Source organism: Azospirillum sp., from assembly GCF_035627195.1.
Classification (GTDB): domain Bacteria; phylum Pseudomonadota; class Alphaproteobacteria; order Azospirillales; family Azospirillaceae; genus Azospirillum.
Window position 1 is genome coordinate 1 of record NZ_DASPMG010000166.1, and the last position, 13138, is coordinate 13138.

Consider the following 13138-nt stretch of genomic DNA (forward strand, 5'->3'; position numbering starts at 1 on the left):
CTGGCCCCCGGCGGGCGCCTCGCCGTCGTGTCCTTCCATTCGCTTGAAGACCGCGAGGTCAAGGCGTTCCTGAAGGAGCGGTCGTCGCCGCCCCCTGCCCCGTCGCGGCACGCGCCGCCGGTGGCCGGGTCCGACCGGCGGCCGTCCTTCCGGCTGATCCACAAGAAGCCCGTCGCGCCCGGCGCGGCCGAGGCACAGGCAAACCCCCGCGCGCGCTCTGCCCGGCTGCGCGCGGCCGAACGCACCGCGGCGCCGGCATTTCCGGCACCGTCGGGAAAGGAGGCGGCATGAAAGGCAAATCCGCGCTGTTCTGGCTCGGCCTGGCCGGCGCTGCCGGGGCCCTCCTCTTCCAGACCAGCTACGAGGTGCAGGAGCTGGAGGAGCAGCTCGCCTCGGTCAACCGCAAGATCGTCGCCGAGCAGGAGGCGATCCAGGTGCTGAAGGCCGAGTGGAGCTACCTGAACGACCCGACGCGCCTGGAGACGCTGGCGCGCACGCACCTCGCGCTGCGCCCGACCGACGCGCGCCAGTTCGTCGCCTCCATCGACGTGGTGCCGATGCGCCCGACGCCCGCCGTGGCGCCAGAGGCCGGCCCTGCCCCGCTGCCGCCGATGGCCGGCCTGCAGCAGGCGCCCGCCGGCAAGGCCACCGCCCCTGCCCCGGCCAAGGCTGCGCCCGCCGCAGCACCCGCCATGGTCGTGCCGGCCTCCGTCACCACCAATCCGACCGCCGCGCCGGCCGCCGCGCCCGCCAAGGCCACGGCCGGCGGCGTCGCCAAGGCGCTCGCCGCCCCGCAGCAGCCGACGCAGCAGCAGCTGGCGCCGAAGACGCTGAGCGTTCCCGCCGCCGTTCCCGCTCCCGCCAGGGCCACCGCCCCGGCCAAGCCGGCGGCAGCCCCGGCCGCCCCGACGGCCACCGATTCCATGGGCGTCCTGATCGCCCGGCTGGGAGGCAACCGATGACGGACGGCCCCCAGGGGTACGAGCCGATCGGCCACGCCTACGCGGCGCCGCCGGTCGCCAAGCCGCGCAGCTCGCTGTCGGTGGCCATGGAGCAGAGCCGCAACCGCCTGATGGTCACGGCGGCGGTGGTGACGCTGGCCTTCACCGCCATCAGCGGCAAGCTGGTCGCCTCCACCATGCTGCGCGATCCCGTCGAGCCGCGCGCCCACCGCGCCGCCGACGCGTCGGGCACGCCGGTCGGCCGTGCCGACATCACCGACCGCAACGGCAATCTGCTGGCCACCTCGCTGGCCACCGCGTCGCTGTACGCCGACCCGAAGATCGTCATCGATCCGAAGGAGGCGGCGAAGAAGCTCGTCTCCGCCCTGCCGGAGCTGGAGTACAAGGAGCTTCTGGAGAAGCTGTCGGGCGACAAGCGCTTCGTCTGGGTCAAGCGCAACCTGTCGCCGCGCCAGCAGGCGCAGGTGCACCGCCTGGGCATCCCCGGCGTGTACTTCGAGCGCGAGGAGCGGCGCTTCTACCCGGCGGCCAAGCTGACCTCGCACGTGGTCGGCTTCACCGGCGTGGACAACCGCGGCCTGGCCGGCATGGAGCAGTCGTTCAACAAGCGGCTGACCACCGACCCGCGCCCGGTGCGCCTGTCGCTCGACCTGCGCCTCCAGCACATCCTGCGCAAGGAGGTGGCGGCGTCGGTTGAGGAGTTCCGCGCCATCGGCGCGGCGGCGATGATCTTCGACGTCAACACCGGCGAGGTGCTGGCGATGGTGTCGCTGCCGGACTTCGATCCGCACGATCCCACCGGCCTGGACGCCGAGACCCTGTTCAACCGGAACACGCTGGGCGTGTACGAAATGGGGTCGACGTTCAAGATCTTCAACACGGCGTTGTCCCTGGAGTCGGGCAAGGTCCGCCCGACGGACATGTTCGACACCATCCACCCGATCAGCATCGGCCGCTTCACCATCCGCGACTTCCACCCGGAGCACCGGCCGCTGTCGGCCGCCGAGATCTTCGAGGTGTCGTCGAACATCGGGTCGGTGCGCATGATGCTGCAGGCCGGCGGCGTGCCGGCCCAGCGCGCCTTCATGGCGCGCATGGGTTTCCTGCGCCCCACCCCGCTGGAGCTGCCGGAGAACGGCTGGCCGCTGGTGCCGAACCCCTGGCGCGAGATCAACGCCATGACCATCTCGTTCGGCCACGGCATCTCGGTCAGCCCGATGCACACGGTGGCGGCGGCGGCCTCGGTCATCAACGGCGGCGTCATGCACCCGCCGACGCTGTTGAAGCGGGAGCCGGGGACCGAAATCCCCAGCGAACGCGTCATGTCGCAGCAGACCTCGGAGACGATGCGGCGCCTGTTCCGCCTCGTCGTGGCCGAGGGCACGGCCAAGGCGGCCAACGTGCCCGGCTATGTGGTCGGCGGCAAGACCGGCACGGCGGACAAGCAGAAGGGGCGCAGCTACGCGCGCAACGCGCGCATGTCGTCGTTCGTCGGCGCGTTCCCGATGCACAACCCGAAGTACGTCGTCTACGTCATGCTCGACGAGCCGAAGGCGACGGCCAAGACCTATGGCTACGCCACCGGCGGTTGGGTCGCCGCCCCGGCGGTGGGCCGCATCATCAAGCAGATCGGCCCGCTGCTGGGCGTGCAGCCGGTCGACGAGAATTCACCGGAGATCCGCAGCGCCGTCGACATCAATTCCAACGGAACCATTCCACCACGGGGGAGCGCCGTTGCTTCTGTCCCGAATCCTGGCCGCCACTGAGGCCGCCGTCCGCAGCGACGTGGAGGTCACCGGCCTGACCGCGGATTCCCGCGCGGTCCGCCCCGGCTTCCTGTTCGCCGCCCTGCCCGGCTCCAAGGCCGACGGACGCGTGTTCGTCGCCGACGCGCTGGCGCGCGGCGCCGTGGCCGTGCTGGCGCCCGAGGGGACCGTGCTGCCGGAAGGCACGTCGGCCGTGCTGGTCGAGGCGGAGCAGCCGCGCCTGGCCTTCGCGCTGGCCGCGGCGGCCTTCCACGGCCGCCAGCCGGAGACGGTGGTGGCGGTCACGGGCACCAACGGCAAGACCTCCACCGTCACCTTCGCCCGGCAGATCTGGGCCAAGCTGGGCCACAAGGCGGCCAGCCTGGGCACGCTGGGCATCGTCGGGCCGGGCGTGGACCGGTACGGCGCCATGACCACGCCGGACCCGGTGACGCTGCACCAGGTGCTGGCCGAGGTGAAGGACGCCGGCATCGACCGGCTGGCCATGGAAGCGTCGAGCCACGGGCTGGACCAGTTCCGCCTTGACGGCGTGCGCGTCGCCGCCGCCGGCTTCACCAACCTGACGCGCGACCACCTGGACTATCACGGCAGCATGGAGGCGTACCTCGCCGCCAAGGCCATGCTGTTCGGCCGGGTGCTGGTGCCGGGCGGCGGCGCCGTGCTGAACGCCGACATTCCGGAATTCGATACCCTCTCCGCGATTTGTTCCAACCGCGGCATCCGCGTTTTCGGCTATGGGTTCGCCGGGCGCGAGCTGATGGTGCGGGGCATCGATCCGCTGCCGCACGGCCAGCGCCTGAGCCTATCCGTCCTCGGCCGCGATACCACGGTGGAACTGCCGCTCGTCGGCCGCTTCCAGGCGTGGAACGCGCTTTGCGCGTTGGGCCTCGTGATCGCCACGGGTGCCATCGCCGAGGAGGCCGTGGATGCGCTGGCAACGCTGGAAGGCGTGCCGGGGCGTCTGCAGCACGTCGCCACGCACCCCAACGGTGCACCGGTGTTCGTGGACTACGCACACACGCCAGACGCGCTGGAGACGGTGCTGACGGCGTTGCGCCCGCACGCGGCGGGCAAGCTCGTCGTGGTCTTCGGCTGCGGCGGCGACCGCGACCGGGGCAAGCGTCCGGTGATGGGCGAACTGGCCGGCCGTCTGGCCGATCGGGCGATCGTCACCGACGACAACCCGCGCACCGAGGTGGCGGCGGAGATCCGCCGCGCGGTGCTGGCGGGCAACCCGGCCGCGGAGGAGATCGGCGACCGCCGCTCCGCCATCCGCGCCGCCGTCCGGGACCTGGGCCCGGGCGACGTGCTGGTGGTGGCCGGCAAGGGTCACGAGCAGGGACAGATCATCGGCACCGAGGTGCGGCCGTTCGACGACGCGGCCGAGGCCCGGGCCGCCGTAGCGGAGGTTGGAGCAGAATGAGCGACGCGAGCGCGAAGCCGATCCTGTGGACTGCCGAGGATGCCGCCGCCGCCACCAATGGGCAGGCGGCGCAGCCCTGGCGCGCCACCGGCGTCACCATCGACAGCCGGAAGGTCGAGCCGGGCGACCTGTTCGTCGCCATCAAGGGACCGAACTTCGACGGGCACGACTTCGTGGCGCAGGCGCTGGCGCAGGGTGCGGCCGCCGCCATGGTCAGCCGCGTGCCGGCCGGCGTCGCCGCCGACGCGCCGCTGCTGGCCGTTGAGGACACGCTGGCGGCGCTGGCCGACCTGGGCCACGTCGCCCGGCTGCGCGGCAACGCGCGGGTGATCGGCGTCACCGGATCCGTCGGCAAGACCGGCACCAAGGAGGCGCTACGCCACGTGCTTGGCGCGCAAGGCGCCACCTTCGCGACCGAAGGCTCGCTGAACAACCACTGGGGCGTGCCGCTGTCGCTGTCGCGCCTGCCGCAGGACAGCGCCTTCGGCGTGTTCGAGCTGGGCATGAACCACGCGGGCGAGCTGGGGCCGCTGTCGCGCCTCGTCATGCCGGACTGCGCCGTCATCACCACGGTGGAGCCGGCGCACCTGGAGTTCTTCGCGTCCGTCGAGGCCATCGCCGACGCCAAGGCCGAGATCTTCGAGGGCATGAACCCGAACGGCGTCGCGGTCCTCAACCGCGACAACCCGCACTTCGGCCGCCTGCTCGCCGCCGCCCGCACGCAGGGCCTGACGCGGATCTGGAGCTTCGGCGCGCACGAGGACGCGGACGCCCGTCTGGTGGAATACTCGCTGCACGCCACCTGCTCCGCCGTCACCGCCGTGGTGAAGGGCGAGCGGCTGCAGTACTGCCTGTCGCTGCCCGGCAAGCACTGGGTGATGAACAGCCTGGCGGTGCTGCTGGCCGTGCGCGCCGTGGGCGGCGACCTGGCGTCCGCCGCGCGGGCACTGTCCACGCTGCAGCCGGTCAAGGGGCGCGGCACGCGCAAGCGCGTCCATCTGGGCCCCAACAATGGCCAGGGCGCCTTCACGATCATCGACGAGAGCTACAACGCCAGCCCGGCCGCCATGAACGCCGCCTTCGAGGTGCTGTCCAAGGTGGACCCCGGCGCCGGCGGCCGGCGCATCGCCGTGCTGGGCGACATGCGCGAACTGGGCACGCGATCCGACGCGCTGCACGCCGGGCTCGCCGCTCCGCTGCGCGCGGCGCACATCGACGCCGTCTACTGCTGCGGCCCGCACATGAAGGCCCTGTGGGACCGCCTGCCGGCGGCCATGCGCGGCCGGTACGCCGAGGACAGCGCGACACTGGCCGGCGTGCTGGCGGCCGAGGTGCGCGGCGGCGACGTGGTGCTGGTGAAGGGATCGGCCGGCAGCCGCATGGGGCTGGTGGTGGAGGCGCTGTCCGGCCTGGACCAGCGCCGCGATGAGGACAAACCGGCGCCGCAGGCGGCCGTGAACGGACGAGGCTGACGCGCCGCGATGCTCTACAACCTCCTCTTCCCCCTGGCGGACGTCGTCAGTCCGTTCAACCTGTTCCGGTACCTGACGTTCCGGACCGGCGGTGCGGTGCTCACGGCGCTCGTCATCAGCTTCGTGTTCTTCCCGCGCCTGATCGCGTGGCTGAAGCACAAGCAGGGTGAAGGCCAGCCCATCCGCGCCGACGGGCCGGAGACGCACTTCAAGAAGAAGGGCACGCCCACCATGGGCGGCCTGATGATCATGATCGCCATGTCCGTCAGCACGCTGTTGTGGATGGACCTGACGAACGCCTACACCTGGATCGTGCTGTTCGTGACCGTCGGCTACGGCCTGATCGGCTTCGGCGACGACTACCAGAAGCTGACCCGGCGCAACACCAAGGGGCTGTCGGGACGCTTCCGCCTGACGGCCGAGATCGCCATCGCGCTGGCCGCGGCGCTGGCCGTGACGATCGTGGCGACGCCGCCGCTGGCGACCGGGCTTGCGGTGCCGTTCTTCAAGGACGTGATCGTCCAGCTGGGCTGGTTCTTCCTGCCGATGGCGGCGTTCGTCATCGTCGGCGCCTCCAACTCCGTCAACCTGACGGACGGGCTGGACGGGCTGGCGATCGTGCCGACCATGATCGCGGCGGGCTGCTTCGGCCTGATCGCCTACCTGTCGGGCAACATCAACTTCGCCAACTACCTGCAGATCCACCACGTGCCGGGCTCGGGCGAGCTGGCGGTGTTCTGCGGGGCGCTGGTGGGCGCCGGCCTGGGATTCCTGTGGTTCAACGCGCCGCCGGCCATGGTGTTCATGGGCGACACCGGGTCGCTGTCGCTGGGCGGTGCGCTGGGCACCATCGCGGTCATCACCAAGCACGAGATCGTGCTGGCCATCATCGGCGGCCTGTTCGTGCTGGAGACGGTGTCGGTGATCGTCCAGGTCACCTCCTTCAAGCTGACGGGCAAGCGCGTGTTCCGCATGGCGCCGCTGCACCATCACTTCGAGAAGAAGGGCTGGGCCGAGCCGACCGTCGTCATCCGCTTCTGGATCATCGCCTCCATCCTGGCGCTGGTCGGCCTGTCCACGCTGAAGCTGCGGTGATGCGATGATCGACCTCTTCTACATGGACGGTCTTCCGGTGGCGGTCATGGGGCTGGGCAAGTCCGGCCTCGCCACCGCGCGCGCGCTCCTGGAGAGCGGTGCCGAGGTGTGGGCCTGGGACGACAGCCCGGCCAAGCGCGCCGAGGCCGAGGCGGAGGGCATCCGCATCGTCGACCTGACCACCGCCGACCTGTCGGAGCTGACCACCGTCGTCTGGTCGCCGGGCATCCCGCACACGCACCCCAAGCCCCACCCGGTGGCCGAGCGGGCGCGCAAGGCGAACCTGGAGATCGTCTGCGACATCGAGCTTCTGGCGCGGTCGGAGCGCGACGCGGCCTATATCGGCATCACCGGGACCAACGGCAAGTCGACCACCACGGCGCTGGTCGGCCACGTCATGGAGGCCGCCGGGCGCCGTCTGGCGGTGGGCGGCAACCTGGGCACGCCGGTGCTGACGCTGCCGCGCCTGGGTGTCGGCGGCAGCTACGTGCTGGAGATGTCCAGCTACCAGCTGGAGTTGACCTTCTCGATCACCTTCGACGTGGCGGTGCTGCTCAACATCACGCCGGACCACCTGGACCGGCACGGCGGCATGAACGGCTACATCGCCGCCAAGAAGCTGATCTTCCATCGCCAGACCAAGCCGCGCACGGCGGTGATCGGCGTGGACGACGGCATCTGCCGCAAGATCTATGAAGAGCTGACCGCCGCCGGCGACCAGCACGTCTGGCCGATTTCCGCCGAGGGGCGCGCGCCGGGCGGCGTCTACGCCCAGGACGGCTGGCTGATCGACGACACCGAGGGCCGGGCCGAGCGCGTCGCCGACCTTGCCAACTTCCCCACGCTGCTGGGCAGGCACAACTGGCAGAACGCCGCCGCCGCGTTCGCCGCGTGCAAGGCCGCGGGCGTGCCGCCGGCCGCCATCGTCGCCGCCATGAAGACCTTCCCCGGCCTGGCGCACCGCCAGCAGCTGGTGCGCACCATCGGCGGCGTGCGCTTCGTCAACGACAGCAAGGCCACCAACGCCGACGCCGCCGAAAAGGCGCTGGCGACCTTCGATCCGATCTACTGGATCCTCGGCGGACAGGCCAAGGAGACGGGGCTCGATGGGCTGGACGGCTACATGGGCCGGGTGCGCCACGCCTTCCTGATCGGCGAGGCGAGCGACAAGTTCGCCACGTGGCTGAAGGCGCGCAACGTGCCGGTCACCGCCTGCGGCACGCTGGACGTCGCCGTTCGCCAAGCCGCCGCGCTGGCGCTGAAGGAGAAGCGCGCCGGGGCCGCCGTGCTGCTGTCGCCGGCCTGCGCATCGTGGGACCAGTTCCCCAACTTCGAGGTGCGCGGCGAGACCTTCGCCACCCTCGTGAACGACCTGCCGGCGGAGGGTTGAGCGCATGGTGACGTTCGACCGTACCGACCAATCCGTTTTCGGCCGCTGGTGGTGGACCGTCGACCGCTGGCAGCTGGGTGCGCTCGCCGTCCTGATGGCGCTGGGCACGGTGCTGATCACCGCCGCCAGCCCGCCGGTGGCCGAGCGCATCGGCATCCAGGACACGTTCTATTTCGTCGAGCGGCACCTGATCATGCTGGTGCCGGCGGTGTCGATCATGGTGGCGGTCTCGCTGCTGTCGCCGCGGGGCGTGCGGCGGGTGGCGCTGATCGTCTATCTGGTGGCGCTGCTGCTGGTCATCGCCACGCTGTTCGTCGGCGTGGAGATCAAGGGGGCGCGGCGCTGGATCCACGTGCCGGGCCTGTCCATCCAGCCGTCGGAGTTCGTGAAGCCCGCCTTCGCGGTGGTGGCGGCGTGGCTGTTCTCGCTGTCCAAGCTGTCGCCGGGCTTTCCGGGGGCGCTGGTGTCGATCCTGCTGTACGGCGTCACCGTGGGTGCGCTGATGATGCAGCCTGACCTGGGCATGACCTTCGTCGTCTCGGCCGTGTGGTTCACCCAGTTCTTCCTGGCCGGCATGAACATCATGCTGGTGGCGATCCTGGGCATCGCGGGCGTGGTCGGGCTGGTGGGCGCCTATTTCACCTTCCCGCACGTGACCAGCCGCATTGACCGCTTCCTCGATCCGAACGCCGGTGACAACTACCAGGTCAGCCGCTCGCTGGAGGCGTTCGCCAACGGCGGGCTGTTCGGCACCGGCCCCGGCCAGGGCACGGTGAAGTTCTCGCTGCCCGACAGCCACGCCGACTTCATCTTCGCCGTCGCGGGCGAGGAGATGGGGCTGGTGTTCTGCCTGTTCATCGTCTTCCTGTTCGCCTTCATCGTGCTGCGCGGCTTCGCCCGCGTGTTCAACGAGACCAACTACTTCGTCCTGCTGGCGGCATCCGGCCTGCTGGTGCAGTTCGGCCTGCAGGCGGCGATCAACATGGGCTCGTCGCTGCACCTGATGCCGACCAAGGGCATGACCCTGCCGTTCATCAGCTACGGCGGCTCCTCGCTGCTGGCGCTGGGCATCGGCATGGGGATGGTGCTGGCGCTCACCCGCAAGCGCTTCGGCCCGACGGACTGAGGGGCGGGAGATACGATCATGGCGACCAACCACAACAAGCCCATCGTCCTCGCCGCCGGCGGCACCGGCGGCCACATCTTCCCGGCGGAAGCGCTGGCGCGCGAGCTGCTGGCCCGCGGCCGCGCCGTGACGCTGGTGACCGACAAGCGCGGCCACGCCTTCGGCGACGCGCTGCCGGAGGTCGCCGTCCACCGCATCCACGCCGCGTCGCCGGCCGGCGGCATCGTCGGCAAGCTGACGGCCGCCCTGCGCATGGGCATGGGCTTTTTGCAGGCCAGCGCGCTGCTGCGCCACCTGGAGCCGGCGGCCGTCGTCGGCTTCGGCGGCTACCCGTCGGTGCCCACCGTCTACGCCGCCGGACAGGCCCGCATCCCGGCACTGCTGCACGAGCAGAACGCCGTGCTGGGCCGCGCCAACCGCATGCTGGCCGGCAGCGCCCGCCGCCTCGCCGTCGCCTATCCGGAGATCAGCGGCGTGCGCGACGCCGACCGCGGCAAGATCGTGCCGACCGGCAACCCCGTCCGCCCGGCCGTCGCCGCGATGCGCGGCGCGCCGTACGAGGCGCCAACGGCGGACGGCCCCGTCCGCATCCTCGTCATGGGCGGCAGCCAGGGGGCGCGCGTGTTCAGCGAGGTGCTGCCCGCCGCCGTCGCCGCCCTGCCGGCGAATCTCCGCGCGCGGCTGCACCTGTCCCAGCAGTGCCGGCCGGAGGACCTGGAGGCGGTGCGCGCGGCCTACCGCGACCTCGGCCTCGGCTCGGTGGAACTGGAGAGCTTCTTCCGCGACGTGCCGCAGCGGCTGGCCGCCTGCCATCTGGCGATCACGCGGGCCGGCGCCTCCACCGTGGCGGAGCTGACCTGCATCGGCCGCCCGGCGATCCTGGTCCCCTACCCCTTCGCCACCGACGACCACCAGACCGCCAACGCCCGCGCGGTGGCCGCCGCCGGGGCGGCGTGGCCGATCCCGCAGCCGGAGTTCACGGCCGAGGCCGTCGCCGCGCGCCTGACCGCGCTGCTGGAGCGGCCCGACGATCTGGCGCGGGCGGCGCAGGCCGCGCACGCCTGGGGCACGGCGGAGGCCGCGGCCCGGCTGGCCGACGCGGTGCTGGCGATGATCGGAAACACGAACGGCGCGAACGGAAACCACTCCCACGCCACGGAGGCTGCGGAATGATCAACAAGGGCCTGCGGAACATCCCGAGGCGGCACCCCCGTCCGCTGCGCGACTGGCCGGCCGAGTCCACACGCTCGGAAGGCGCGTGGAGCATGCGCCCGTACTGCCCGCTGGTCCCGCGCGAGGTGGTCGCCTCCGGCAGCTTCCTGCGCGACCGCCTGCACGTCTTCGTGGGGGCCGAGCCCCTGCCCTGCACCCTTTCCGACGATTCCATCGACGCCACGTTGCGCCTGATGCTGCGCCGAGGACACCGCTGACATGCGCGCCCTTCCCCTGACCATCGGCACCATCCACTTCGTCGGCATCGGCGGCATCGGCATGAGCGGCATCGCCGAGGTGCTGAAGAACCTCGGCTACGCCGTCCAGGGCTCCGACCTGGCCGAGAGCGCCAACGTGAAGCGCCTGCGCGAGCTGGGCATCCCCGTGGCCATCGGCCACCGGGCGGAAAACCTGGGCTCGGCCGCGGTCGTCGTCGTCTCCTCGGCGGTGAAGAAGGACAACCCGGAGGTCGTCGCCGCGCGCGCCGGCCTGATCCCCGTGGTGCGCCGCGCGGAGATGCTGGGCGAGCTGATGCGCCTGAAGTGGGCCATCGCCATCGGCGGCACGCACGGCAAGACCACCACCACGTCCATGGTGGGCACGCTGCTGGAGCACGCGGGCGTCGACCCCACCGTGATCAACGGCGGCATCATCAACGCCTATGGGACCAACACCCGGCTGGGATCCGGCGACTGGATGGTGGTCGAGGCCGACGAGTCCGACGGCACCTTCACGAAGCTGCCGGCGTGCATCGCCGTCGTCACCAACATGGATGCGGAGCATCTGGACTTCTACGGCACGTTCGAGCAGATGCGCGCCGCTTACGATACCTTCGTTCAGAACATCCCCTTCTACGGATTTGCCGCGCTCTGCATCGACCATCCGGAAGTGCAGGCGATGATCCCGCGCGTGTCGGACCGCCGCATCATCACCTACGGCTTCTCGCCGCAGGCCGACGTGCGGGCGGTGAACGTGGTGCTGGACACCTCGGGCGCCACCTACGACGTCGCCATCTCCGACCGGCATTCGGGCGAGACGCGCGTCATCAGCGGCGTGCACCTGCCGATGTTCGGCCGCCACAACGTCCAGAACTCACTGGCCGCCTTCGCCGTGGGCAACGAGATGGGGCTGGCGGACGAGGTGATGAAGGGCGGCATGGCGAAGTTCGCCGGGGTCAAGCGGCGCTTCACCAAGACCGGCGAGTCCAACGGCATCGTCGTCATCGACGACTACGGCCACCACCCGGTGGAGATCGCCGCCGTGCTGAAGGCGGCGCGCACCGCCGGCAAGGGGCGCACCATCGCCGTCGTGCAGCCGCACCGCTACTCCCGCCTCGCCAGCCTGTTCGAGGAGTTCTGCACCTGCTTCAACGACGCCGACGCGGTGATCGTCGCCGACGTCTACGCGGCCGGCGAGCAGCCCATCGAGGGCGTCAACCGCGACTCGCTGGTGGAGGGCCTGCGCATGCACGGCCATCGCCACGTTCTTGCGTTGCACGGCCCCGAGGAGCTGCCGCAACTGGTGCGTGAAATGGCGCGAAGCGGAGATCTAGTGGTGTGCCTGGGTGCGGGTAACATCACTCAGTGGGCCAACGCCCTTCCTTCGGAGTTGGACAAGCTCTTCGGACACGCTATGCAGGGGAAGTCGACATGACGGCCGCGCTCGCCATGACCAACTTCCACCTCATCGACCTGATGCCGAAGTGCCGCGGGCGGCTGACCGCCGACGCGCCGCTGGCGAACGTCACCTGGTTCCGCGTCGGCGGCCCGGCCGAGGTGATCTTCCGCCCGGCCGACGTCGAGGATCTGGCCGAGTTCCTGCACGCGCTGCCGCCCGACGTGCCGGTCACCGTGGTCGGCGTGGCGTCCAACCTGCTGATCCGCGACGGCGGCGTGCCGGGCGTGGTGATCCGCCTGGGCCGCGGCTTCGCCGACATCGCGGCGGCCGAGGCCGGCGTCACGGCCGGTGCCGCGGCGCTGGACCTCAACGTCGCCAACGTGGCGCGCGACGCCGGCATCGCGGGGCTGGAGTTCCTGTCGGGCATCCCCGGCACGGTCGGCGGAGCGCTGCGCATGAACGGCGGCGCCTATGGGCGCGAGGTGAAGGACGTGCTGGTGGCGGCGCAGGGCGTGGACCGGCGCGGCAACCTTCTGACCTTCTCCAACGAAACGATGGGCTTCACCTACCGCCACTGCGCGGTGGCGGACGACGTCATCTTCACGGGTGCGGTGTTCCAGGGCGAGGCGGACGAGCCGCTGGCGATCGCGCGGCGCATGGCGGAGATTTCCGACAAGCGCGGCGACAGCCAGCCGGTCCGCGCGCGCACCGGCGGCTCTACCTTCAAGAATCCGGACGGCGCGAAGAAGGCGTGGCAGCTGATCGACGAGGCCGGCTGCCGCGGCCTGCGCATCGGCGACGCCCAGGTGTCGGAGAAGCACTGCAACTTCCTGCTCAACCTCGGCGGCGCCACGGCGGCCGACCTGGAGGCGCTGGGCGAAGAGGTGCGGCGGCGCGTGCTCGACTCCTCCGGCGTGGTGCTGGAGTGGGAGATCAAGCGCATCGGCGTTCCGCCCGACGGGATGATGGGAGCCACGCCATGACCGCCCGCAAGAAGCACGTCGCCGTCCTGATGGGCGGCTGGTCGGCCGAGCGCGAGGTGTCGCTGGTCAGCGGCGCCGCCGTCGCCAAGGCG

Annotated in this window: 12 protein-coding genes; all 12 read left to right on the forward strand. The window is 71.2% G+C overall.

Annotated features, from left to right (window positions below; translation table 11 throughout):
• Positions 1–291 (forward strand): 16S rRNA (cytosine(1402)-N(4))-methyltransferase (mraW, locus tag VED21_RS15000; RefSeq protein ID WP_324883317.1); only part of this gene is annotated, 291 nt, incomplete at its 5' end.
• Positions 288–962 carry a cell division protein FtsL gene (gene ftsL / locus VED21_RS15005; RefSeq protein WP_324883319.1) on the forward strand — a complete coding sequence of 225 codons (675 nt, stop codon included), beginning with the start codon at positions 288–290 and terminating at the stop codon, positions 960–962. The genes mraW and ftsL, both read left to right, overlap by 4 nt.
• Positions 959–2728, forward strand: a complete 1770-nt coding sequence (locus tag VED21_RS15010; protein WP_324883321.1) for a penicillin-binding protein 2 — start codon at positions 959–961, stop codon at positions 2726–2728. Before ftsL ends, VED21_RS15010 begins: the two co-directional genes overlap by 4 nt.
• The gene (locus tag VED21_RS15015; protein ID WP_324883323.1) at positions 2697–4151 is read left to right on the forward strand and encodes a UDP-N-acetylmuramoyl-L-alanyl-D-glutamate--2,6-diaminopimelate ligase; all 1455 of its coding nucleotides are present in this window, start codon (positions 2697–2699) and stop codon (positions 4149–4151) included. Before VED21_RS15010 ends, VED21_RS15015 begins: the two co-directional genes overlap by 32 nt.
• The gene (locus tag VED21_RS15020) at positions 4148–5623 is read left to right on the forward strand and encodes a UDP-N-acetylmuramoylalanyl-D-glutamyl-2,6-diaminopimelate--D-alanyl-D-alanine ligase (protein WP_324883325.1); all 1476 of its coding nucleotides are present in this window, start codon (positions 4148–4150) and stop codon (positions 5621–5623) included. The genes VED21_RS15015 and VED21_RS15020 overlap by 4 nt, the downstream gene beginning before the upstream one ends.
• A 9-nt stretch (positions 5624–5632) precedes the next feature.
• A complete protein-coding gene (mraY, locus tag VED21_RS15025; protein ID WP_324883326.1) occupies positions 5633–6718 on the forward strand; it encodes a phospho-N-acetylmuramoyl-pentapeptide-transferase in 1086 nt (361 codons plus the stop codon).
• 4 nt (positions 6719–6722) lie between these two features.
• Positions 6723–8108: a UDP-N-acetylmuramoyl-L-alanine--D-glutamate ligase gene (gene murD, locus VED21_RS15030; RefSeq protein WP_324883328.1), complete on the forward strand. Its 1386-nt coding sequence runs from the start codon at positions 6723–6725 to the stop codon at positions 8106–8108.
• A gap of 4 nt (positions 8109–8112) precedes the next feature.
• Positions 8113–9234: a putative lipid II flippase FtsW gene (ftsW, locus tag VED21_RS15035; RefSeq protein ID WP_324883330.1), complete on the forward strand. Its 1122-nt coding sequence runs from the start codon at positions 8113–8115 to the stop codon at positions 9232–9234.
• Positions 9235–9252: 18 nt separating this feature from the next.
• Positions 9253–10407 (forward strand): undecaprenyldiphospho-muramoylpentapeptide beta-N-acetylglucosaminyltransferase, encoded by a 1155-nt coding sequence (gene murG, locus VED21_RS15040; protein WP_324883332.1) that lies wholly within the window; start codon positions 9253–9255, stop codon positions 10405–10407.
• A complete protein-coding gene (locus tag VED21_RS15045; RefSeq protein WP_324883334.1) occupies positions 10404–10664 on the forward strand; it encodes a hypothetical protein in 261 nt (86 codons plus the stop codon). The genes murG and VED21_RS15045 overlap by 4 nt, the downstream gene beginning before the upstream one ends.
• Position 10665: 1 nt before the next feature.
• Positions 10666–12099 carry a UDP-N-acetylmuramate--L-alanine ligase gene (gene murC / locus VED21_RS15050; protein WP_324883336.1) on the forward strand — a complete coding sequence of 478 codons (1434 nt, stop codon included), beginning with the start codon at positions 10666–10668 and terminating at the stop codon, positions 12097–12099.
• The gene (gene murB / locus VED21_RS15055) at positions 12096–13046 is read left to right on the forward strand and encodes a UDP-N-acetylmuramate dehydrogenase (protein WP_324883338.1); all 951 of its coding nucleotides are present in this window, start codon (positions 12096–12098) and stop codon (positions 13044–13046) included. The genes murC and murB overlap by 4 nt, the downstream gene beginning before the upstream one ends.
• Positions 13047–13138 lie beyond the last annotated feature (92 nt).